Source organism: Vibrio genomosp. F6, from assembly GCF_005146325.1.
In the GTDB taxonomy this organism is placed as follows: domain Bacteria; phylum Pseudomonadota; class Gammaproteobacteria; order Enterobacterales; family Vibrionaceae; genus Vibrio; species Vibrio cortegadensis.
This window is the reverse complement of the sequence record NZ_SYUT01000010.1, coordinates 218,649-241,444: the sequence shown is the minus strand read 5'-3', so window position 1 is coordinate 241,444 and position 22,796 is coordinate 218,649. Positions and strand designations below refer to the sequence as shown.

Annotated in this window: 22 protein-coding genes; 7 read left to right on the top strand and 15 right to left on the bottom strand. The window is 42.0% G+C overall.

Features of this window, described 5'->3' with window-relative positions:
* Positions 1-9: 9 nt before the first annotated feature.
* From FCV43_RS01655 to FCV43_RS01640, 4 genes are all read right to left on the bottom strand, one after another.
* Positions 10-1,293 (bottom strand): TRAP transporter large permease, encoded by a 1,284-nt coding sequence (locus tag FCV43_RS01655; protein WP_136993824.1) that lies wholly within the window; start codon positions 1,291-1,293, stop codon positions 10-12.
* 12 nt (positions 1,294-1,305) lie between these two features.
* A complete protein-coding gene (locus FCV43_RS01650; protein ID WP_170961580.1) occupies positions 1,306-1,857 on the bottom strand; it encodes a TRAP transporter small permease subunit in 552 nt (183 codons plus the stop codon).
* Between the two features lie 219 nt (positions 1,858-2,076).
* Positions 2,077-3,174, bottom strand: coding sequence for a TRAP transporter substrate-binding protein (locus FCV43_RS01645; protein ID WP_017053953.1), 1,098 nt, complete (start codon positions 3,172-3,174; stop codon positions 2,077-2,079).
* A 392-nt stretch (positions 3,175-3,566) separates the two neighbouring features.
* Positions 3,567-3,935, bottom strand: a complete 369-nt coding sequence (locus FCV43_RS01640) for a hypothetical protein (RefSeq protein WP_017053954.1) — start codon at positions 3,933-3,935, stop codon at positions 3,567-3,569.
* Between the two features lie 232 nt (positions 3,936-4,167).
* Between FCV43_RS01640 and FCV43_RS01635 the strand changes: the two genes are divergently transcribed.
* Positions 4,168-4,944 (top strand): DUF2982 domain-containing protein, encoded by a 777-nt coding sequence (locus tag FCV43_RS01635; RefSeq protein WP_136993822.1) that lies wholly within the window; start codon positions 4,168-4,170, stop codon positions 4,942-4,944.
* Positions 4,945-4,986: 42 nt separating this feature from the next.
* Here FCV43_RS01635 and FCV43_RS01630 read toward each other — a convergent pair whose 3' ends face one another.
* The 4 genes from FCV43_RS01630 to FCV43_RS01615 form a co-directional block, all read right to left on the bottom strand.
* Complete coding sequence (locus tag FCV43_RS01630; RefSeq protein ID WP_017053956.1) at positions 4,987-5,640, bottom strand: MBL fold metallo-hydrolase; 654 nt, start codon at positions 5,638-5,640, stop codon at positions 4,987-4,989.
* Positions 5,641-5,704: 64 nt separating this feature from the next.
* Entirely contained in the window at positions 5,705-6,253 is a 549-nt protein-coding gene (locus FCV43_RS01625) for a DUF882 domain-containing protein (protein WP_136993821.1), read from the bottom strand.
* Between the two features lie 173 nt (positions 6,254-6,426).
* Positions 6,427-7,995: a L,D-transpeptidase family protein gene (locus FCV43_RS01620; protein WP_136993820.1), complete on the bottom strand. Its 1,569-nt coding sequence runs from the start codon at positions 7,993-7,995 to the stop codon at positions 6,427-6,429.
* Between the two features lie 165 nt (positions 7,996-8,160).
* Positions 8,161-9,522, bottom strand: a complete 1,362-nt coding sequence (locus tag FCV43_RS01615) for an MATE family efflux transporter (RefSeq protein WP_136993819.1) — start codon at positions 9,520-9,522, stop codon at positions 8,161-8,163.
* Positions 9,523-9,621: 99 nt separating this feature from the next.
* On the opposite strand from FCV43_RS01615, the gene FCV43_RS01610 reads away from it, so the two are divergent.
* The 5 genes from FCV43_RS01610 to FCV43_RS01590 all read left to right on the top strand — a co-directional run bounded on the left by FCV43_RS01610 (position 9,622) and on the right by FCV43_RS01590 (position 16,037).
* Complete coding sequence (locus FCV43_RS01610; protein ID WP_113797283.1) at positions 9,622-10,569, top strand: LysR family transcriptional regulator; 948 nt, start codon at positions 9,622-9,624, stop codon at positions 10,567-10,569.
* A 201-nt stretch (positions 10,570-10,770) separates the two neighbouring features.
* Positions 10,771-12,219, top strand: a complete 1,449-nt coding sequence (locus FCV43_RS01605) for an ATP-binding protein (RefSeq protein WP_136993818.1) — start codon at positions 10,771-10,773, stop codon at positions 12,217-12,219.
* Entirely contained in the window at positions 12,197-12,847 is a 651-nt protein-coding gene (locus FCV43_RS01600) for a response regulator transcription factor (RefSeq protein WP_136993817.1), read from the top strand. The genes FCV43_RS01605 and FCV43_RS01600 overlap by 23 nt, the downstream gene beginning before the upstream one ends.
* A complete protein-coding gene (locus FCV43_RS01595) occupies positions 12,844-13,683 on the top strand; it encodes a DUF2861 family protein (protein WP_136993816.1) in 840 nt (279 codons plus the stop codon). Before FCV43_RS01600 ends, FCV43_RS01595 begins: the two co-directional genes overlap by 4 nt.
* 89 nt (positions 13,684-13,772) lie before the next feature.
* Positions 13,773-16,037, top strand: coding sequence for a glycoside hydrolase (locus FCV43_RS01590; RefSeq protein ID WP_136993815.1), 2,265 nt, complete (start codon positions 13,773-13,775; stop codon positions 16,035-16,037).
* 93 nt (positions 16,038-16,130) lie between these two features.
* On the opposite strand, the gene FCV43_RS01585 is transcribed toward FCV43_RS01590, so the two are convergent.
* From FCV43_RS01585 to FCV43_RS01555, 7 genes are all read right to left on the bottom strand, one after another.
* On the bottom strand, positions 16,131-16,553 hold the full coding sequence (locus tag FCV43_RS01585) for a VOC family protein (RefSeq protein ID WP_136993814.1): 423 nt from the start codon (positions 16,551-16,553) through the stop codon (positions 16,131-16,133).
* A gap of 129 nt (positions 16,554-16,682) precedes the next feature.
* The gene (locus tag FCV43_RS01580) at positions 16,683-17,036 is read right to left on the bottom strand and encodes a tRNA-binding protein (protein ID WP_017051413.1); all 354 of its coding nucleotides are present in this window, start codon (positions 17,034-17,036) and stop codon (positions 16,683-16,685) included.
* A gap of 49 nt (positions 17,037-17,085) precedes the next feature.
* Complete coding sequence (locus tag FCV43_RS01575; protein WP_113797294.1) at positions 17,086-17,487, bottom strand: DUF2007 domain-containing protein; 402 nt, start codon at positions 17,485-17,487, stop codon at positions 17,086-17,088.
* A 45-nt stretch (positions 17,488-17,532) separates the two neighbouring features.
* Positions 17,533-18,096, bottom strand: a complete 564-nt coding sequence (locus FCV43_RS01570) for a sugar O-acetyltransferase (protein WP_136993813.1) — start codon at positions 18,094-18,096, stop codon at positions 17,533-17,535.
* Between the two features lie 49 nt (positions 18,097-18,145).
* On the bottom strand, positions 18,146-18,649 hold the full coding sequence (locus FCV43_RS01565; protein WP_136993812.1) for a hypothetical protein: 504 nt from the start codon (positions 18,647-18,649) through the stop codon (positions 18,146-18,148).
* Positions 18,650-18,729: 80 nt separating this feature from the next.
* Positions 18,730-20,358 (bottom strand): methyl-accepting chemotaxis protein, encoded by a 1,629-nt coding sequence (locus tag FCV43_RS01560; protein WP_136993811.1) that lies wholly within the window; start codon positions 20,356-20,358, stop codon positions 18,730-18,732.
* Between the two features lie 263 nt (positions 20,359-20,621).
* On the bottom strand, positions 20,622-21,365 hold the full coding sequence (locus tag FCV43_RS01555; protein ID WP_136993810.1) for a TerC family protein: 744 nt from the start codon (positions 21,363-21,365) through the stop codon (positions 20,622-20,624).
* Between the two features lie 456 nt (positions 21,366-21,821).
* Here FCV43_RS01555 and trxB point away from each other — a divergent pair, with 456 nt between their 5' ends.
* On the top strand, positions 21,822-22,781 hold the full coding sequence (gene trxB / locus FCV43_RS01550; protein WP_136993809.1) for a thioredoxin-disulfide reductase: 960 nt from the start codon (positions 21,822-21,824) through the stop codon (positions 22,779-22,781).
* Positions 22,782-22,796 lie beyond the last annotated feature (15 nt).

The window sequence follows — 22,796 nt, the reverse complement described above, 5'->3', positions numbered from 1 at the left end:
CTATTGCGATCACATTCCATAGAAACCAGGAAAAATAAGTAATGAGGCTAATACGAGTATTTGAATACCAATGAAGGGCATTACGCCACGGTAGATATCTCGCGTTGTGATCCCTTTTGGAGCAACACCTTTAAGGTAGAACAGACTGAAACCAAATGGAGGGGTTAAGAATGAGGTCTGTAAATTCATCGCCACCAAAATCGCAAACCACACCATGTTAATGCCCATCAATTCTGCTACAGGAGCCAAGATTGGGACAATAATGAAACAGATTTCTACAAAATCAATGAAGAATCCCAGAATCAAAATAACGATCATGGTGATAATCAGGAAGCCCCATTTGTCACCAGGAATAGCAAGCATCCACTCTTCTACAAGGTAATCCCCTCCTGTGTATGTAAACGCCATGGAAAAGGCTGTTGCACCGAGCAAGATAGCAAATACCATTGCCGTCACTTTTACGGTCTCTTTTGCTGCGTCATACACCATTTGAAGACTGAATTGTCTATACAGCAACGAAAGTAGGATTGCCCCGGCTCCACCTAAGGCCGCAGATTCTGTTGGCGTCGCCACACCTGCGAAAATCGAACCCAATACAACAATAATCAACGCGAGTGGTGGAATCACGGCTTTTAACGCTTTGAACACCTCTTCTTTACGACTAATAGATTCATCACGCTCAATGCACTGCGCTGCTTCTGGGTTCATCTTTGCATAGATAAGAATATAAACAATGTACGCCCCAACCAGCATCACACCCGGCCAAATTGCCGCTTGGAAAAGATCCCCAACAGGTACACCCAATACATCACCGAGTAGAATCAAGACAATCGACGGTGGAATGATTTGCCCTAACGTTCCCGATGCGCAGATGGTGCCGCAAGCGAGCCCTTTGTCGTAATTGTATTTAAGCATCACAGGTAATGATATCAAACCCATCGCAACCACTGATGCCCCTACGACACCCGTAGACGCAGCAAGTAACGCCCCAACCAATACGGTAGAGATCGCAATACCACCGCGAACGCCACCAAATAAACGTCCCATTGATTCGAGCAACTGCTCTGCTAAACGTGTTTTTTGCAGGACTAAGCCCATAAAAACAAACAGAGGAACCGCCATTAGAACGGTGTTTTCCATAATGGATTGAATTCGATATGGCATGAAAGCGAACATTTCTATGCCTTCTGCCCACACACCGAAAATAAGCGCAATGCCGCCAAACGTAAATGCTACTGGAAAACCCAACAACAAGGCGAACAGTGCTACAAAAAACATCACGATACCGATCATCTTGTAATTCCTTTACTTTGAGTCAACAGATTGAGCATGAATGAGGTGCGGATTCACGATCTTATTAATTGAATGCAGAAGCAGTCCAACGCCACTTAGCGCCATCAAGAAGAATGACAATGGGATCATGGCTTTTATTATCCAGCGGTATGGCAACCCACCGGGGTCACCTGATGTTTCTCCAAGTGAATAACTTTCTTTCGCAAAATCAACACCGTACCAAGCCACCAGCAAGCAAAAAGGAAATAGAAAGACGATGGTACCTAAAACATCGATGATCGCTTGTGCTTTAAATGACAAACGCTCATAAAAAACATCTACGCGAACATGGCCGCCAGATTTAATCGCGTATGGCACCCCAAGTAAGAAGACAGCCGAAAACAGATGCCACTCCATCTCTTGAAATCCAATCGACACGTCATTGAATACGTAGCGCATTACGACGTCGTACACGACATTCGCAAGTAGTAAAATGAATAGAATGCTGGATAACCATCCGAGGAAATCTCCGATCCGGTTAAACAATCTCTCAATATAAATCAGGTTTCTCATATCCGACTCCATGGAACTGCATGACTAGGCTCTAACTTATATTTATGTGCTTATATTCAAGTACTGATACTCAGAGCAAACTGGCCAAAATTCATCGCGCCAGTGAGACTATATAAACCAATATAAAAGCGATCACGGTTCAAGCGGCATTCGCCAATGTAAAAGGGTTCTTGGGCTTTTGCGGTGTAGGAAACCCCTACACCGACGATTTAGAAATGATTCAGCGGGCTCTTATTGTTGAGCTTGGCTGTTTAAATATGCGCGATGAGATATGTTTGACCATGGTCGAACTTGGTTGATGTAATCAGCCTGAGACGCTTGAATCTCTTTCGCTAAAGCATCTTTTGCTGCGTGCTCTGCCAATAAGCGTCCATTCGCCTCACGTAGAGCTGCCATTACCTCATCTGGGAAGTTTTTAACCTGAACGTTTGGATATTCAGATTGAATCGACGCCCAGTTTTTACCACTTTCGTGTTTAGACTGAGTGTACATATCGTAAGCGGCGGTCTTCATTGCTATTTTCAATATAGCTTTCAAATCATCCGGAAGCTTTTTCCATGTGCGTTCATTTACTAAGAACTGCAACTCAGTTCCCGGCTCATGCCAACCTGTGTAGTAGTAAGGAGCAATTTTGTGAAAGCCCATTCGTAAATCCAGAGATGGCCCCACCCACTCTAATGCATCAATCGTACGACGCTCTAGAGAGGTATATAACTCTCCAGGGGCAATATTCGTAGGCTTAGCCCCTAACTCGGCAAGGATTTCACCAGCAAACCCAGGGATGCGCATTTTAAGACCTTTCAAATCATCAACACTGTTGATCTCTTTTTGAAACCAGCCGCCCATTTGGGTATCTGTATTACCACCTGGGAATGAAAGCAGTTTGTGTTTTGAATACACTTTCTCCATCAACTCCATGCCTCCACCGTAGTAGAACCATGCGTACTGCTCTGTCGGTAACATACCAAAAGGCATCGAAGTAAAGTACAGCGTATTAGGCACCTTCCCTTTCCAGTAGTAAGACGCGGAATGCCCCATGTCGTATTGACCAGATTTCACCATATCGAACACACCAAGAGGTGCTTTATGTTTGTTTGATGAATCGATGCGGATCTGTAAACGACCATTCGACATCTCTTCAGCCATTTTAGCCATGTTTTTTGTGGCATCGCCAAAAATTGGAAAGTTCGGTCCCCATGTTTCTGCAAGTTTCAAACGATAAACTTTATCAGCAGCAGAGGCTGTCGTTGAGACTAACGCAGCACATGTAGCAGCAATAACAACACCACTGGTAATGGCTCGCTTAATAGATTTCTTTATCAAACTCATTCTTACGTCCTTGGTTAGGTTTCTTACACTCATACCTCAGAGTGTCTTCGTGCACCTTTACAATGGAATAGAAAATCAAAATAAAAAATCAGCGAGACCACGCAGTAAAACCAGCTTACATCTAGGTATTAGACAATAGTATTAAGTATAAATACGTAGGACATAATCAAGGTATGAGATATAAGTCTAAAATATCATTGAGTTAGAAAAGCCAAATATACAGCTCGATGTGAATAGCACTTAAGTATTTACTTGCATTCAATTGTTGAGGTTATTTTACTAAGTTGTGACAGAGGTAATTTTATAGCCGTTATTGGGAAGGGAGGTAAATATGTTGCATAAAAAAACCCCGATAGACGGGGTTTAAAACTTATGCAGAGCAGAGAGTAAAATTAAACTGCTTTGTAGATAACTTTGTTACCTGCAAGTTGCTCTTTAGCGACTAAGTTTTCTTCTAGAAGTTTTTTCAATGCACCTGTTGCCCAAGAACCCGCTTTTGCTTCTTCTTGGCCAGCCGCTAGGCCGATACTTTTAGGGTTGATACCATCAGCATTGCTTACAACAATATCTAGAACTTGTTGCTGCTTAGGAGTTAGTGCAACGTCAACTTTTTTAGTTACTACTGCTGCTACTTTTTTCTCTACTGCTGGCTTTACCGCTACAGGCTTTGCTGTTTTAGGCGCAGTTGCTAAGTTTGCCACTGTCGCTTTAATGCGTTTTTGCAGTTTAGCCTGCACTTTACGCTTATGAGCAAGTCTCATTGAATGTTTCTCCAGTTCACTGCCATAACGCAGTGGTGAAAATTTGAAGCGCGATTTATACCAAAATTTGGAAACGATTTGTAGGGTCAAGCAACGAAAGACGACGAAAAATGCGTACTTTGCGCAGAAGCGTCTATTATTTATACTACAAGGCCACCGTTATCAGCAATGCATACTGGATGTAAAAACATGCCTTATTTGTAAGCCGTATAAATATGACATAGGGTGAATGATGCAAACTCTACAATTAAGTAATCATAACTTTAATCTTGAATCTTCCATGGCTAAACTTATTGGAGGGATTATCTTTGTCATCGTTTTCTTTTTAATCGGATTATCGACAGGCTGGCAACAAACACTGTTAACCCTCGCCGTTATGTTGGGTATTTTAGGCTTCAGTTACCTAGTTATCGCGAAAAGCAGAGTCGCCTATACCCTTACCTCCACTCACTTCCAGCAACACCTTTACAAAGGGGGCTGGGTGGTAAAATGGACTAATATCGAAAAAATCGGTGTATGTACTCATCACGTTGATGGCTGGCACCAACCTCTTCCTTGGGTTGGGATAAAACTGAAACACTACTCCCCCTACCTCAATAGTATCTGCCCTCGAGTGGCAAGTGACATTCTGCTCACTCAACGTGCGCTTCTCTACTTGGGCGCTCGCCAAAGCCTAAGGGATCAACAAAACCGCATGGCACGTCAAAATAGTCAATTAAAGTCAAACTCTAGAAAGGAGGCGAAACGTAAGTTCATTGAATTTGAAGATATCGTGTTAGATTCCAGCCCCTACAAAAATAGCCACGGTGAAGTTTATTCGGGGTTACTCGGAATGTTGGCGAACAGGATGAAATACCAACGTAACTACTATGATTACGATGTTTTCATTGCGGTTGCGGATTTAGATAGAGATGCAGATGAGTTTGTAGGCTTGGCTCGTCGATATTTGGCTGCAGCAAGCGCTGAAGAAGATCCCACCGTTTTTAATAGCCATTTAGAAACCGAATAAAAAAGGAGACTCAATGGCCTCCTTTCTAAATATTTACCCTGATTAATAAATAGGCATCTCATCTGCCACATATGGATTTGACACTCGTTCACGACCAAATGTGGATTCCGGTCCATGTCCCGGAACAAATTTCACCTCATTACCTAGCGGCCACAATTTTGTCTTGATCGAATTAATCAAGGTTGCGTGATCGCCTTGTGGGAAATCGGTACGACCAATACTGCCATTAAATAGAACGTCTCCAACAAAAGCCGTTTTTGCAGAATCACTGAATAGCACGACATGACCTGGGGTATGACCCGGTGTGTGCAAAATATCAATGCTTTCATTACCAAACTTCACCACATCACCATCATTTAGCCAGTGATGTGGTTCAAACGCTTCTGTTAACGGGAAACCAAACATTTGACTCTGATTTTCTAAGCCTTGCAGCCAAAAATTATCCGCTTTATGTGGGCCGATGATCTCCACTTTTAAAATATCTGCAAGTGGCTCAGTTCCGCCGACATGATCTAGATGACCGTGCGTAAGTACAATATTGACGACTTTAACGCCTAACTCTTCAATCAAAACTGCGAGCTGCTTAACATCACCACCGGGATCGACAACAATACCTTCCATTGTTTCATCACACCAAACAATAGAACAATTTTGAGAAAACGAAGTTACAGGAACAACTTGGTACTTTAACGACATATAAAACCTTTCCAATACACGATACTGCGGGAACTATGACATTAGAATTTTACTTTGACAAGGGTTACCACGCCCGTGAAGGCCCTGTATCAATATGAACAAAATTACTATTTGGGTAGTAGCCAACGCCACCCGCTTTCAGTGTCATTGCCGCTTCTCTAACGTGGCTCAGTTTCACACCATCCAAACGGAAATCTAACGCCTGACCTAACATATGGAAACTTTTCTTAGCCACTCCGCTTGATTTTGAACGCAATGCTTCGTTTGTGGCTGGCGAACGGTAGCCAGAGATGATCTGCACCTCAGCTTGTGTACCCAGTAACGTTTGAATTTGATTGATCTGTTCGAAAAGATTCTTATCCATCGCAAAAACTTCATTCCTACGGAAATCACGACAAATATGATTCAAACGACCGAGCTCCGACGCCACATAATCTTGACCATTGAAGTAACATGATTCTAATGACTCACCAGTATGTAGGTTATTCATAGCTATAGTTCGTGGTTTATCAGGATAAGAAGCCTGAGCTAATCGTGGTGCTAAAGAGGCAACAACGAGCCCGCTACCCGCTAAGCGAATAAACTCTCGACGAGAAAATAAAGATTGAGACATACTGAAAATTGTACCGCGTATTAATGGAAACACGGACATTACAGAAAGGAATTTTTAGCGTCAAACGTAAAAAATGACCGATTCAGCCAAGTTTCATCGGTTTTTAACGCTTAATTATTGAACAGATTGGAAAAATTCATTGCTTACTGCAATTGTCATTTTTTAGTCAATCATCACCCTTTTGTCGCTGCAACCTCATCATAGTGATAGATGTCATCACGGTAATGAGTCTGGCCGCCCTCGAACCACACCGTTTGATAGATGATATGCACTGGAATGCGACGTTTTAACCGAATGGAGGTATTGGCAGGTTCTTCAGTGCTCACCAATAATTCTTGACTCGGCACACCTTGGGTTTCTAATAAGAGGGAGGCAAACTTATCGGCATGCTCCACCCTGATACAACCTGAACTGAATGCTCTTACTTCACTGTTAAACAGATTTTTACTGGGAGTATCGTGAAGATAAATCGCTCGCTTATTTGGCGTATTAAACTTGTATAAGCCTAAGGCATTACGATCACCCGATAGCTGCCTCATTCTGTATGGAAATGCATTTGGGTTAACCGTCGCCCAATCTATCACCGCAGGATCAATCTCAACGTGTGAATTCCAACCTTCGATGATCTGAAAATTGTTTCGCACTAAATATTCTGGGTCTCTTTTCACTTTAGGAATAATGTCTTTCACCATGATTTTCCATGGCACATTCCAAGTGGGGTTCATTATGACGGAATCAAGCTTTGCTTCCATTAATGGTGTTTTACGCGACTTTCTTCCAACCACAACTTTGGATTCAAAAACTTCTTGCCCTTGATACCAGTAGCTCATATTAAAATCTGGGACATTCACCATAATGATCGACTCTCGGTTTTTAGGCCACATCCGAGATCTCTCAGCATTAATGGCCAATAACTGAATTCGCTCTTTGGGGCTTAAATTCAGCCATTTCAAAGTTTTAGAGCCAATAATCCCATCCGCCTTTAAACCATGCATGTGTTGGAAAAGCTTAACCACCTTAACTAAGGACCGATCAAATTGATTTGTCGATTCATCCACCATCGTCAAGTCGAGTCCAACAATAGCTAAGCGGTCGAGTAAAATGCTGCGATCAACCAGAATATCACCTTCTCGCTTCAAGCCTATTTGGTAATAACTCGGCACATCATTGCCCAATTGGCTTTCTAAATGCTGATAAGAGGATAAAAAAAGCGAATATTCTTCAATAGGCGGCGCTAAATTCGCTATAAATTCAGGCAATTGTGCCGACTTTACTGCATGAATCAGCGAAGACATACTACCTGTGGAGGGCGGTAGTAAAGAAGAGGAGACTTTCGAATCAAAAAACCATAGCTTTCCGTTTTCTCGCGCATTTTGACTATAGCTAAGATAGAGAATCAAGGTATCTGTGGCTAATAAATCATATTCAAACCAACGGCCTTGGCTTTTGTAATATCGTAAATAACGCAATTGATGAGAAAAAAGAGAACTGATTTTGGCGCGATCAATCAAGTCCAATTGAAATTCAAATTGGCTGACTGTCTCTTCATTATACCAAACCAACATATCATTATTTTGTCGGTAGATATCATCTACGAGTTCAGGAAACTCCAATACTGAAGAGATATTCGAACTCGGCTCTATCCATCTCATATTTTCAAATCGTTCAAGCGTCACACTTACACCAGAACTAACATTTGAAAATAAGGCGCAAAACATCAGCAGTACTATTTTGAATTTCATGTTTGCCCCTACCTTGCTCGCCATTTCTTTAGTATGGCAAAGAAATGACAAGCTGATAGGAGATTTATTTCATCAATAGATTTGAATGATCAAATTCATCCTTTAGAACTAGTTCTCAACCTTCGCTCAACCGCCTCAGATATACATTTATATGAATAAGTGCATTTAACTTGTGGCCATACCTAGATCAGACTCATCCCCTTTTGATTTTAAGATCATCATTAGCTGAAACAATAAAAGCACGCCTGTTGCCGCAAGACCAATTCCAATGCCACCCCAAATACCTGCCAAGCCATAATCGCGCATAAGTAACCATGCAGCAGGAAGACCAAACACCCAATAACCCACAGCGGTTAACGCCGTCGGCATTAATACGATCTTCATCCCACGCAATAAATTAATCGCTAATAACTGCCATGCATCCGCAACAAAACATAACGCGACAACCCAGAGAAGCGACGACAACATCAAGGTTAAATCAGAGTCGCCACTAGCAGTTGGATCATTCAATTGGAAGAACCCAGCAATCACACTAGGCCATGCCATAAACACTGCCGCTATAATTGCGCTCAGTACCGACACAATCACGAAACTTTTTTTAACCGTTTCTTTTATGCCTTGATGATTCCCCGCACCAAAGTCCTTTCCAACAAGAATGGATGCCGCTTGCGAGAAACCAAAGTTAATGCTCCATGTAAAACTTAAGCATTGTAAAAGGATTTGATGTAATGCCAACGATGCAACACTAATGACGCCCGCCATTAAGGTGCCACCATAAATTAATCCGTGTTCTAGCAAACCCGCAATAGCGATAGGCATCCCCATCACCAAAAGTGGATTCATCAGCTTAAGCGAGTACTCATCTAAATTGAGCCAAGGCGCAAAACGATAGTAAGTTGAGCGTCTAAATACCCAGAAAGAGTAACCGATTAACACAAACAGAGCCGATAACGAAGTGCCTGCACCAAGCCCTGAAATCCCCCAATCCAATTTGAAAGCCAATAAATAGCTCAATGGTACATTCAACAGTACGGTGACAATGGACATCACTAGTACTGAACGAGCATCACCAAACGTACTGGTTAACCCCCTTAATACAAGAAGTAATAGGGTTGGTAGCATTGCCCACTTCAGCGTTCCTAAATAGACCATCGCGATACTAATCACATCTTGGGTTTGGCTTGCTTGGCGTAGTAAATCTGGAACCAATACGAAACTGGCATTGAGAACTAATGTCAGCAGCACCGATAACATCACCGCACCTTTGATTGCGTAGCGGATCTGCTGAAATCCAAATTCAGGTCGAGCGACACTTTGACCGTAAGCGATCGCAATTAAGTTTGCGACACACCCCACGATGCACCCTGCAATAATAAACACAAACGAGTACACCGAAGCACCCAAGCCACCAGCAGCAAGGTCTGCGACGCTCAATCGGGACATCATCCATACGTCAGTCAACACTAACGCCATACCGATGAGCTGAGAGAAAATTAAAGGAAGAGCTAAAGATAAGATTTTTTTCATAAATGCCTCTGATAATTGTTGCCAAAATATCGAGTTAGCATCTGGTGTTCAATTTACATTTATGCGACTCTGGCATTCATTAAACTCATGCGAGATATTATGACGCCATATCCTAACCTGCCCTATTCACATAAAAGCCTCAAAGTCTTTGAAGCGGTTGCAAGGCTAACCAGCTTCACGTTGGCGGCAAAAGAGCTTCATGTCACGCAAAGTGCTGTGAGTCGGCAGATAAAATTGTTAGAAGATGAAGCAAAAGTTTCTCTGATTGTTCGTCGTCATCGATCGATTGAGTTGACGCTACAAGGGCGTGAGTTACAGGTTTTACTTGAAAAGCACTACCAATCTTTAGAGTCCTTGATTGCTTCATGGCAACATAACAAGCAGAAGAAAATCGTCATTAAAGCGGCTTTAAGTTATGCCACTCGTTCACTGATCCCTAAAATTCAGCGACTCAATGAAAAGTACCCAGACCATGAAATCGTCATTATTCCTTCAATGGAAGAAGATGAGAGCCTTGAGTCCACCGACTATGATCTCCTCATATTCAATACTCGCGTAGGAAATCGATATAAGAACCGTGTCGATATTCAATACCTGCGAGAAGAGTATATGGCTCCCGTTTGCGCTCAGAACCTCACCACAACGCAAAATGACATTAATGCCATCACAACAATGCCTAGACTGCACCCGACTCTGGACCATCAAGATTGGAAATCATGGCTAAAAAAGTCAGGGCATAACGATACTCGTAAAGTTCGAAATACCACTTTCTTTACGCTTGATCTTGCGTTGAGTGCATGTTTATCAGGGCAAGGTGTTACCGTTACAGATTTGCTACTCGTCCTGCCTGAATTAGAGCGCGAATATTTGATTTGCCCTGAGCACGTTCAAGTACAACACAGTGCTTGGCAATACTTTTGTTATTCCCGATCTCAGTCTTCGATTGTTGATGATCTGGTGGAATGGATTAAAGCGGAAACTGAAGAAGAGCTAAACAGACTTAACCGATTAGCAAATAAGTATGGTTGGAATAAATCATTTAAGTAACACGTTATCGACTGATTATCGTCTCATCAATAATCAGTTGTTCATCACAAGCCGTGAATCTATGATTTGTTGACAAAGAGGTTACAAACCTAGTCAAAAAGCGTTTAAAATTCGTAATTCTTGAATCCCTAATTGCCTTAAGCCTGTTATGACTTTAAGTAAGTAATCTATCCTTTAGATAACCGTAAATAAGAGAGACTCATGCGCTGGAGCATTTTCGCCCTTGGTTTTACACTTTTACTCTCTATGACGGTTTACGCTCAAACTGTGCAGGAAAAGTGGCAAAAATTTTATCAGCAGAACTGGCAATCTTCTCCTTTGGCCATATCTCAACAGCAGTTAAGCCAATACTCTCCCGATCTGCTGGTTGATCAATCACGCTATCCCAACTTTGAATCCTTCAGCTGGCAAGATATCGAGCTACTGGCATCTATCAAAACCGATTGTTCAACCAAGGAATATGCCAATAAACGCTTAGCGGATGCGGTTGAATTTGAATTAGCACTGTGTGAAGGGCGAACACTACACTCTGATTGGTTCTCCACCCACACTGTTTTACACCCTGCGGGACAAAGCTTTGCCGATCGTTATCTTCAGCATATCGGCAATAATAAAGCGACAAATAAAAATAAAGCGACGAATCAACACAAACCGATCGTAGACAAAACGATCAGAAATTACCTCAGTATTGTCAATCCGCAACACCCTCTCCATGAAACCTTACAAGCGCTATCGCCACAAGGACGAGAAGCTCTACTCAACGGTTATCGAGCATGGCTTGAAGGCGACACTTTATGGCTAAATGGGGAGCAAGGATGGAAGCAAGTGACATACCATCATTGGCAGTCTATCGCTGATAAAATGAAGATCACCCTAAAAGGCGATAGCTGTACGATCCGCTATAGCAATTTATGTATAAATGAACGCTCGTACTCTCAATCATCGCTAGTTATTTTATCATCAGTACTGATCATATTCATCGTGCTCATCGTTATCCGCAGCCGCTATTTAAAGCACAGACAGCGCAAAGAAAAACGTTTCATTTTACAACTGCTGACTCATGAATTACGAACGCCCATTACTAGCTTGGGGTTAACCGTTGAGATGTTTCGTAACGATTTCGATAACCTTACTGAATCGAGCCAAGGTGCGGTATGGCGGCTAATGTCCGACTACCAGAGGCTATCTCAACTCACCGAGAACAGTAATGTTTATTTAGGTGGAGATAAGTCGCAACAGCTATTAATGCAAAATGCCTCCGTTGAAGAATGGCTTCACCATGTATGCGATAAACATGATATTTCATTTGAGCTTAACCAAGATATTGAATTAGTTCTTCCCTACTATTGGCTATCCATCTGTATAGAAAACTTGATTAAAAATGCCAAACAACACGGCAAAGGAGATGTTTTGGTCACAGTAGAGATAACCGATACGTTAATCATCGAAGTACAAGACCAAGGTGAGTTCCCCTCACCTATTCACTTATTTTTGTCTCGCTTGAAGCCAAAACACAATGACAAAAACATGAAAATTGGGCTCAATATTGTGGAGCACTTGATCAAAAAAGTAGACGGTAAGCTCACGATTCTACGTCACCCTACCCGCTGTATATTGGAGGTACCGTATGAACACCATTCTACTGATTGAAGATGATGAACTCCTAGGGCAAGGTCTGGTCAACTTCTTCAAATCCAATGGGTATGATTGTCTCTGGGCTAAACAATCGAGTGGCGTTGAGGCTTTATGGTTTCGCGCCGATCTCATCATTCTTGATCGACAATTAAGTGATGGTGATAGCCTGCAACATCTCTCAAATTGGCTATTACTTAAAGCGTTACCGGTGATTATTTTGACCGCAAAAGTGGATGTCGAACAACGAGTAGAAGGGCTAATGGCAGGCGCGAAAGATTACATGACGAAACCTTTCTCAAACGAAGAGCTAATGGCAAGAGTCATTTCTCAACTCCGCCCACTTGGCACTTGTCACCTATATTACTCGAATATTGAACTGCAACTCGCTGAACGTATTGCGCTCTATAATGAAACACCAGTGACACTGAAACCGAAAGAGTTTCAATTACTTGTTCTCTTCATTCAAAATCAAGGACGTGTTTTCCACCGCGATGAACTGTTAAATAAAATTTGGGGCTACCAAGCGTTCCCAAGTACTCGTACGGTTGATAACCATATTCTTCGACTGCGCCAAAAACTACCGACATTAAACATTGAGACTCATCGTGGTGTGGGTTACCGCTTACTTGAGGTAGAAAAATGAGAATCAAAACATTGAGCTGTTTTATTTTCGGGTTAACACTTCCCCTCTCGTCTCAAGCGGCGTGGTTCAGTGATACCCCATTACAGCATACTTACCAAGCGATGATTGATGGACAGCCTAAACTGGCATGGGAAGAGTTAAAAATAGCCGTTAGCCAACATTCACTCAGCAGCCAATATTGGTTACCAGTGAAAAATGAGATTGTCGCTCAAACTGAGTGTGGTAAAGGTTTGGATGATTCCTCCAGCCCGGAGTCTGATATCCAGATTAGTTTCATTCGACGTTTTGGTTTGGCTTCACAAGGCTATCAGATCAAGATATCGACAGAAAAAAACATTGTAAAACAAGACGTCTCCTTACTATCTCCGACAGGAAAAACCTTAATTAGCGGGCATTTTTCAGAGCTAGCAGAGTATCAAGAGTTCGAAACAAAGGAGATGCTTGTAACACCGTCCTCTGGTGTCTATACCCTAAAGGTAGACCAAGACACTTATCCTATCGTTGCTTCCCTTGGTCGCAATATTCGTTGGCTTAAAGTCGAAAATGCACTCGGAAAGCAGACACTCTCTGTATCCTCTCCTGAGAATATAACGGGTTGCCCGAGAACAAACGTAAATTGGCAATGGTTTGACGGGCAGTACAACATGCTTGGAAACAAAATCCCGATCGGCAGTAATAATGCAGAACTACCAACAATAAGCCCCTTTCCATCTCAAGCTCATCATTTAAGTGCCGCAGTGGAGCTCACCGAATATCAAGGTCGATTACAAATCTCATATATCCAGAGAGTTGCACTTCCGTTTAAGAGTAATCTGGCGAAACCGACATCAAACTAGATTCAACTGCTTGATAGAGACAAATAGGTGACAAAGCATTGATCGAAGTTCGCTGTAATAGGCTCTACCTTTTTTAACAGAGCCTAAATATGTTATTCAAAAATAGAAACCATATCCTCACTTTAGCCTTGCTCTTATTTTCCGTAGGGGCAAATGCAGCGGGTGTGACACTGCAGTCTCAAAGCAATCAAATCAGTATTGACCCACAAAGTTTTTCGATTAAATGGAATGATTCCATCGTTAATACATCGGTACTGAAAGTTAACGATCTGCCTCAAAAAGTGACCGATATCCAGTCTAAGTCTGCCAATAGCGCGAGTTGGACACTGCTACCAAGCCGTATTCAAGTAAAAGCTCAACTTAAGAATGATGCACTCATCGTTAATTTCATCACCCCTTCTCATCCAACAATTGAACGGAATTCACCTCTGATACTTAAGTGGTTTGATCTTGCCGAATCACAAAGCGACACTTTATTCCTACCATTCAGTGAAGGCATGCGAATTCCTATCCAAGATAAAGTATGGGCTCGGTATTTAATTGATAACTACTCCGGTGCCAATACGAGCCAGGAACTTAAAATGCCATTTTGGACAGTACAACAAAAGGATACCTACATAAGCTATCAACTGGTTGAAGCCACCAATAATCAACTCGATTTCTCAAGTACACAAAACCGAATTGATATGACTGCGGTCCATAGTTTCACGGCGTTGAATCAATCGCGTTCCTTTACTTTACGTATCACCCTTGGAGATAACTGGCTTGATGGTGCGAAAAGTTATCGCCAGTGGCGAATTGATCATGATCTTGCGGATCCTCTGGTTCAAAAAATCCAGCGTAATGCTAATGTCGAAAAACTCATTGGAGCAAGTCAGGTTTACCTGTTTGGAATACATCCGCTGAGCACTTTGGATGTCACAGACTGGTGGGGGTTAAAAGATTGGTATTTTCAGCGTTCTACTCTTAACGTCACCAGTGAAGCTCAATCTGAACTTAGCACGCTATCCAAAAATAAGGACTGGTTTAGCCAATACCACAAACAATTACTGATTGATTCAATTAGCACATCGTTACGCAATAAATTTAATGTGCCGAACCCAACACTTGCAGATAACACCATTGCAGCTCAATACAAGGCTGCGCAGCAAAGAGTGAATTGGATTAAGAACAACGCCTCTGAATTTCTAACGCCACCCAATACTTGGGGACAAGCTCTCTCGACTACTATGCTCAATAACTTAAGGAAAGCTGGTTTAGAAAAGCTTTGGTTAGGGTTTGATAATTGGATGCCCGCTTTTTACCAACCTAATGTTATTGATGCTGCAAAACGCCTCGGCTATTTGGTCGCGACTTATGATTCATACAACACAGCAATACCAAGCGGCGTTAATGACGGTTGGTTAACGGCCAGATTACCAGAGCCGATGAGAAAAGCATGCGCGATTGAATTAGCAGACGGCAGAAAGAAAAAGGGATTTAGAGGCAATGGCTATTACCTGAATCCAAACTGTCACTTGAACTACGTAAAGCAGCGTGTGCTCGATATCGTAAAATACGGACATTTCAACAGTCTATTTATTGATGTAGATGCCACCGCAATGGCAAGGGAAGATTACAGCAATAATAGCAGTGAATCGGACATGCTTACTGCGTTCAACAAAAGAATGGATTGGATATCAAACCAAGATCAAATCGTTTTAGGATCCGAAGATGGCAACAGCCTAACAACCAGTGGCATCGCCTTTGCGCATGGACTTGAATCTGTCGGTTTTGGGTGGATGGATAATGATATGAAGAAAAACCGTCAATCCCCCTATTTTTTAGGACGCTGGTATCCCGACCATAAACCCGAATTTTTCTTTAAATCCGCAAAGGTGAAAGAGCCATACAAGTCGCTTCTGTTTGCACCTCAATTCAGGATTCCTCTGTATCAAACGGTTTTTCATGATGGCGTTGTGAATAGCCACCATTGGCACTCAGATAGCTTAAAATTTACGGATGTAAAAGCGTACCGGGACTTAACTGCAATGCTTTATAACACGCCAGCTATGGTGCATCTTACTAGAGATGAAGCAGTTTCAAGCTTAAGCCCTAGAATCGTCGCGCTAAAGCATTATCAAGATGGGTTTAAACCGATTCATGAACACCTTTGGGATAACAAACTCATCGGTTTCACTTGGCTTAATAAGAGCGGTACAGTCCAACAAACCACGTTCGATGATGGAAGTACAATAATCGCTAACTTCTCAAGCGACATTTTTGGAGATAAGGATACGCGAGTCCGACCGTTCTCAATTAGAGCTGAGTTAAGCAGCGGTAAAGTCGTTTTGTGGCAATCTAAATCTCTATAAACGTGCTTTAAAACGGAGATAAGATCCCTATCCAACGTTAGCTAAACTGGATAGGGACAAATACAGAAAAAATGGTTACTTCAATTGAATTCGTTAACCCATTCTTTTTGACATTGGATGAGAATCACTGAGTTGCAGTAGATCCCATTGGTTTCCATAAAGATCTTTAAAAACTGCAACGGTGCCGTAATCTTGCTCAACTGGCGGACGAACAAATTCAATGCCATCTTCCACCATTCTTTTATAATCACGCCGAAAATCATCTGTGCTTAGAAAGAGGAAAACTCGCCCGCCAGATTGATTACCAATAAAATCGTGCTGTTCAGGCTTTGACGCTTTTGCTAACAATAGTGTAACGCCATTTGAACCAGGAGGAGAAACGACAACCCAACGCTTATCTTGTTCAGGTTGATAGGTATCTTCAATCAGCTCGAACTTGAGTTTGTTCACGTAAAAGTCGATCGCTTCATCGTAATCGTTAACCACCAGAGCAATATGTACAATGGCTTGTTTCATAAGTTTATCCTTGATTTTACGTAATTAACTGTCATGTCTTTTTGAGCTAAGATAAGTGTCAATCACGGTTTGGATACGTGAATAATTCACACTGAGAAGCTTTAAATTATAGCGTTAAACGAACGATGCCTAACCAGCACGGCTACCATTGGGCACTTCACGCTCAGGCATGGCCAAACAAGGGTTAATTTTATCTTCATAACCGATATCAAATAGCATGCCCTGTGATAGCTCTCCCGCCATTTTCCGTTCAGGAAGGTTAACAACGAACAGAGCCTGTTTACCTTCAATCTCTTGAGGGTTTTCTCTTTCCTGTTTAATACCAGAAAGTATAGAACGCGTATGATCGCCGAAATCAACGGTAAGCTTCATTAGTTTGTCTGATTTTTCCACCTCAGATACTTGAGTAATGGTTCCTACTCTAATATCCAATTTCGCGAAATCATCAAATGTAATCAGTTCTTTGATTGGTGCTGGAGTCATATCTATTCCTTTTTATTGAGACGGCTCAAACACATATTTTAACCTTTAGTTATAACTTTTCTATGAACTCACCACAGTTTTGGCATCGATAGCCATGCTTATAGAAGAACAGTGGGAAACCTAACAAAATAAAGACCAAAAAAGCGGGTCTTTTACCTTTGGTATATGGAACTAAGTCATGGCTGCCACACTGTGTACAAGCGTCCGCACTTCTTTCGACTTCAGATGAGTTATCGACGGCGTCAGAGAAATCGGTATTTAAAATGCTCCTCGCTTCATCAACACTCTTTTCATCCACCAACAATCGAACACCACCAATAGCATTTGAATACAACCACTGCGTATTGACAGTGTGCTCATCGGCTATGTAGCTCTCAATACCTGAAGCTTCGAGGCTGGCTCTTGCGATTTGAGCCTCATGAGGAAATGAAAAACGTGCAACGACTATCATTGCGAACCTCTATTTATGGATACATGACAAGTGAACAACGTGGGATCATTTCTTCAATTTGATATCTTTCAATACTCGCGCAGGGTTCCCACCAATAACGACATTACTTGCAAAGCTTTTTGTCACTACAGCACCTGAAGCAACGACAACATTATCCCCTAATGTGACGCCCGGGTTAATCGTCGCATGTCCACCGATCCAGCAGTTGTGTCCAATGGTGATTGGCTTTGCAAACTCTTTAGCGCTTATTCGCTCTAGCGGATCAATTGGATGGCAAGCCGTATAAATACCAACCTGAGGACCAATCATGCAGTTGTCACCAATGTTAACTTCCGCACAATCAAGGATCACGCAGCCAAAGTTCACATAAAAGTTTTCGCCGACATGGATGTTTGTTCCATAGTCACAATTGAAATGTGGTTCAATATTAATCTCACTACCCGTATTTCCAAATAGCGTTTTGAGCAGTGCCTCTCTTTCTGCTTTTTGGTCTTGATTGGTCGCATTATATTCACCAATCACTTTTCTTGCATGAGCGCGCATCTGTGACAGTGTTTCATCACTTGGGTCATACATTTCACCCGCTACCATCTTCTCTAATTCGCTCATTTAACTTTCTATCCGTCAATGTTTAAACTTTTACGTCAAACCATTAAAGCTAAAACCGTCTTGAATCATATGCCCAGTGCAGCAGAGCTTGCCTCTGTTTACGACGGCAACCATGATCAAAAGGTTCGCAATTTTTCTTAATCGCACCCATATGTCGTCTAAATGCACGCCACCTTTTAATTTGGCGCTCATCTTCACTCTCTATGCGACGTCCCATGAAGTAGCGACAATACCATTGAAACCAACCTCTTGGGTCTTCAGAATAGATCCACCCCTTTCGATTCCACTCTGCTAAAGGTTGAGAGGCATCCACAGAGAAATAGTTCAATGAAATATCTTTAAATTCAGGACTCATTTTGGCATTGGTAAACCAATCCTCGGGGAACTCATCTTGGCAATCTGTCATATACTTCCCACCAAAGACTCCGAGTTCGAGCATCTCTTTGGGGGTGAGTTCTGGAGAGAAATCCAGCTGAAAATTTTCACCAATACCTTCAGACAAGAAATAGGAATAATTCGATTGCATTTTATCGTTAACGAATACTTGCTTCATTTCACTGCTCCCATAAAAATCATCGGTAATGCTAGCGTATTTATAAAACCAAAATAACAGTTAAGTGCTAAGGGTGATGGCTAGAGCTTAAACGCTCCCATTCTGGCTTGAAGGTTATGAGCCAAACTACTTATTTCTTGACAAGCTATCGCGGTTTGAGAAGTGCCTTCCGCCATTTCTGACGATGCGGAATTGATGTGCTCCACACTTCGATTTAGCTCTTCAGACACCGAGTTTTGCTCACTGCATGCCGTCGCAATCTGTGTACTCATCTGAGCAATATTATCCACCGAGTGCTCAATTATATCTATTTGCTCTCCCGCATCGTTGACCTGATTGACACATGTCGCGATTCCAGTTTGGCACTCACGACTGGCCTCTCCCATTTTGATTGTTTTTTCCTGCAAATCTTCAACTATATCGACGATCTGGGTTGTAGACTCTTGCGTGCGCTGCGCCAAAGAACGCACTTCATCAGCCACCACAGCAAAGCCTCGTCCCTGTTCACCCGCTCTTGCCGCTTCAATTGCAGCATTCAGCGCCAATAGATTGGTTTGTTCAGCAATAGCACGAATAACATCAACCACGACATTAATACTGCTTGAACTGTTTTCTAAGTCAGTCGCGAGTTCATCTGTGTTCTGAATGGTTAGCGAGACTTTCTCAATCTCTTGAATGGTCTTGTTGAGAATTTCAGTACCGTGTTTTGCCACTTCCGTTGCAGAATTTGCTGATGTAGCGCCACTTTCAGTATTTTGAGCTACTTCGTTCACCGCCGCTTGCATTTCTGTCATCGCGGAGGCAACAGAACTTAATTCTAGTTGCTGATTTTGCATCCCGGATGCGGTTTGAGATGAAATAGCACTCACCTCTTCAACGGCCGCAGTCAGTTGGATGGTTGAATCGCTGACCTCCGAAACTAGAGAGTGCAAATTGTTCTGCATTAACACCAATTCTTTGAGTAAAGTACCGAGCTCATCTTTGGTTAGTTCATTCTCATTGATGGTATTGTTCAACTGACCTTTTGCTATCTGAGAAGCAAACCATAGCGCTCGATTCACAGGTTTACAGATCGCTCGAGATAACAACATAGATGAGACAATGATCATCGCAATAATAACCAACGAACCCACACCAGCACTAAATTGAGTCGCCTGCGATTCACTCAGAACGTCTGCTTTTATTCGATTGATAAGCTCATCATTTAAACTCAATGTATCATCTAAGCTGGCAAGCGCTTTTGCATAAGTAGCAAAACTCGATAAAACTACCTCATTGGCTTTTTCAGCATCTCCTTGAGCCAACAAGGCGTTGTATTGCTTAGTCTCAAAGATATAACTATTCCATGTATCTTTGAAAACATTGAAAGAGCGTTTCTCTTGCTCACTAAGAGGTAATGCTTGATAGGATATTATCCCTTGCTGAACATCTTTTCTCCACTGTTCAAGTCCTTCTAGCCACTCAGCAATCTTAGGGTGGTTAGCATTTGGTAACAGCGAGAATTCATCTTTACGTACTTTCGTTATATCGACTTGAATCCCTTTAAGGATCGCAACCGATGGCAAACTCTTATCTGTTAACGTTGCTGTATTACGATTAAGTGACGAAAGGCTCGACATCATAACAATCGCAACCGCAGAGAACACTAAAAATACCGCTAAATAGCTTAACCAAATCTTTTTTACGACACTCAAATTCTTAATATGCATTTATATCTCCATATACATGAAAAAAACACCATGACTAACGGCGTACTTCCTTACCGACACCTTACCTAATATAGCTGATACACCTATCGCCGACGATCACAAAACAGCCAGCAATTAAGTCAACTAACAATAGTATTGCATACAACTGACTACTTTTTACTCAAAAAGTAATTATGCGGCAAACTATTGGATGACAGACAACAAACAAAGAAGGAGAACTCGTCTCCTTCTTTGTTTTCTTAGTACAAATTACACTTTACGAATTACACTTCTAGTGGACGAATCCTAACGATGTTGATTCGCTGCTTTTTCTTCAACTGTATATGACAAAGTTCTAAAGCCAATCCAAATGCCATCGCAAAGTAGATGTAACCTTTATTCACATGAATTGCGAAGCCTTCTGCCATTAATAATCCACCTAATAAGATTAAGAACAATAGAGCCAAGGTTTTAAATCCTGGGTATCGCGACACCAAATAGTTGATCTTCTCGGCTGTCAACACCATGACGATGGCCGATGAGATAATGGCTGCAACCATGATGTGAATATCATTAGTTAAACCGACCGCAGTGATCACAGAATCCATCGAAAACACAGCATCGACCGCAACGATTTGAAGTAGAACGACAGCAAGCCCAGTTCTGACACGGGTCGAATGCCCGACTTCGGTATGCATTAGCCACCCCCATAACTCTTTTAAGCTTTTGCCTAGTAAGAATACGCCACCAAAAATCATAATTAGATCTCGGCCTGTAAACGACATACTTAAAACACTTAATAATGGTTGGGTGAGAGACATTAACCAAGAAATCGAAAACACGAGTACAATTCGAGCCATTACGGCTAAACCAATACCCAAATTTCGTGCTAACTTGCGCTGCTGCTGGGGTAATCGTTCGCAGAGTATCGAAATAAATACGACATTATCGACACCAAGAATGACTTCAAGTGCGAATAAGGTTGCGAATATTGCCCATGTCTCTGGCTGTAGAAATAGCTCAATCATAGTGATGCCTCCGAGGAGTGGAAGCATTGCGAAATTTTCAGTCGACTAAAGGGGTCGTCCATTAATTTTTGTACCTCTGTTACTTAGGAAGTGCAAGTAAATCACTAAACCTCAGAGTCAGCAATCACCACTTTGTCAGCGCTGTGTCAGGTACTATTAGAGCTCAAATCACTTTTTAAACTCTCTATTTTTAATGTTTTGATATCGGTTATCTATCAGGCTATTTTGATGAAATAAATTGTATCGTATTCGAAGGATTACCTTAGAAAATAATAGCCAAAAAGAGCGTAGTATTTTACCTTTAACATCCAAAAGACGAAGAGATGTGAAATAACAATCTAACCTATAACCAATAATTCCGTTTTACACCTTGTTTACACTTTTATTACCCCCATATTTTCCATACAATCCTTATCACTATATTTATTCAAGCTATCTGCTGATTTCGGAGTCCTAATGAGCGACGTAAAGCATTGTAATTTATTAATTCTTGGTTCAGGCCCTGCTGGCTATACGGCAGCGGTTTATGCGGCACGTGCAAACCTGCAACCAGTGATGATCACGGGCATGCAGCAAGGTGGCCAACTAACAACCACAACAGAAGTTGAAAACTGGCCAGGTGATCCTGAAGGACTCACAGGCCCAGCACTAATGGAGCGCATGAAAGAGCACGCAGAACGTTTCGAAACTGAAATTGTGTTTGATCACATTAACGAAGTCGATCTGAGTTCTCGCCCTTACCGTCTTAAAGGCGATTCAGCAGAATATACCTGTGATGCGCTAATTATTTCGACTGGGGCTTCTGCTAAATATTTAGGTTTAGAATCTGAAGAAGCATTCAAAGGTCGTGGCGTTTCCGCTTGTGCAACTTGTGATGGTTTCTTCTATCGTAATCAAAAAGTCGCAGTTGTGGGTGGTGGTAACACGGCCGTTGAAGAGGCACTTTACCTCTCGAATATCGCTTCTGAAGTTCATCTTATTCACCGCCGTGATACTTTCCGCGCTGAAAAAATCCTAATCAAACGCTTAATGGATAAAGTGGAGAGCGGTAACATCGTTCTTCATACCGACCGTGTGCTTGAAGAAGTTCTCGGTGATGATATGGGTGTGACTGGCGTACGCGTGAAAGATACTCAATCTGACGCGACTCAAGATATTGATGTAATGGGCGCGTTTATTGCCATTGGCCACCAGCCAAACACCGCTATTTTCAAAGGCCAATTAGAGATGAAAGATGATTACATCATCGTGAACTCAGGTCTAAGTGGAAATGCGACCCAAACCAGTATTGAAGGTGTTTTTGCTGCCGGTGATGTTATGGATCATAACTACCGCCAAGCGATCACTTCAGCCGGAACGGGTTGCATGGCGGCACTAGATGCAGAGCGATTCCTTGACGGATTAAATGATAAATAACTTATTTTTCATTTT

Coding starts and splice junctions, on each gene's coding strand:
- FCV43_RS01655 (WP_136993824.1), bottom strand. CDS start 1,293: ATGATCGGTATCGTGATGTTTTTTGTAGCACTGTTCGCCTTGTTGTTG.
- FCV43_RS01650 (WP_170961580.1), bottom strand. CDS start 1,857: ATGGAGTCGGATATGAGAAACCTGATTTATATTGAGAGATTGTTTAAC.
- FCV43_RS01645 (WP_017053953.1), bottom strand. CDS start 3,174: ATGAGTTTGATAAAGAAATCTATTAAGCGAGCCATTACCAGTGGTGTT.
- FCV43_RS01640 (WP_017053954.1), bottom strand. CDS start 3,935: ATGAGACTTGCTCATAAGCGTAAAGTGCAGGCTAAACTGCAAAAACGC.
- FCV43_RS01635 (WP_136993822.1), top strand. CDS start 4,168: ATGCAAACTCTACAATTAAGTAATCATAACTTTAATCTTGAATCTTCC.
- FCV43_RS01630 (WP_017053956.1), bottom strand. CDS start 5,640: ATGTCGTTAAAGTACCAAGTTGTTCCTGTAACTTCGTTTTCTCAAAAT.
- FCV43_RS01625 (WP_136993821.1), bottom strand. CDS start 6,253: ATGTCTCAATCTTTATTTTCTCGTCGAGAGTTTATTCGCTTAGCGGGT.
- FCV43_RS01620 (WP_136993820.1), bottom strand. CDS start 7,995: ATGAAATTCAAAATAGTACTGCTGATGTTTTGCGCCTTATTTTCAAAT.
- FCV43_RS01615 (WP_136993819.1), bottom strand. CDS start 9,522: ATGAAAAAAATCTTATCTTTAGCTCTTCCTTTAATTTTCTCTCAGCTC.
- FCV43_RS01610 (WP_113797283.1), top strand. CDS start 9,622: ATGACGCCATATCCTAACCTGCCCTATTCACATAAAAGCCTCAAAGTC.
- FCV43_RS01605 (WP_136993818.1), top strand. CDS start 10,771: ATGCGCTGGAGCATTTTCGCCCTTGGTTTTACACTTTTACTCTCTATG.
- FCV43_RS01600 (WP_136993817.1), top strand. CDS start 12,197: ATGAACACCATTCTACTGATTGAAGATGATGAACTCCTAGGGCAAGGT.
- FCV43_RS01595 (WP_136993816.1), top strand. CDS start 12,844: ATGAGAATCAAAACATTGAGCTGTTTTATTTTCGGGTTAACACTTCCC.
- FCV43_RS01590 (WP_136993815.1), top strand. CDS start 13,773: ATGTTATTCAAAAATAGAAACCATATCCTCACTTTAGCCTTGCTCTTA.
- FCV43_RS01585 (WP_136993814.1), bottom strand. CDS start 16,553: ATGAAACAAGCCATTGTACATATTGCTCTGGTGGTTAACGATTACGAT.
- FCV43_RS01580 (WP_017051413.1), bottom strand. CDS start 17,036: ATGACTCCAGCACCAATCAAAGAACTGATTACATTTGATGATTTCGCG.
- FCV43_RS01575 (WP_113797294.1), bottom strand. CDS start 17,487: ATGATAGTCGTTGCACGTTTTTCATTTCCTCATGAGGCTCAAATCGCA.
- FCV43_RS01570 (WP_136993813.1), bottom strand. CDS start 18,096: ATGAGCGAATTAGAGAAGATGGTAGCGGGTGAAATGTATGACCCAAGT.
- FCV43_RS01565 (WP_136993812.1), bottom strand. CDS start 18,649: ATGAAGCAAGTATTCGTTAACGATAAAATGCAATCGAATTATTCCTAT.
- FCV43_RS01560 (WP_136993811.1), bottom strand. CDS start 20,358: ATGCATATTAAGAATTTGAGTGTCGTAAAAAAGATTTGGTTAAGCTAT.
- FCV43_RS01555 (WP_136993810.1), bottom strand. CDS start 21,365: ATGATTGAGCTATTTCTACAGCCAGAGACATGGGCAATATTCGCAACC.
- trxB (WP_136993809.1), top strand. CDS start 21,822: ATGAGCGACGTAAAGCATTGTAATTTATTAATTCTTGGTTCAGGCCCT.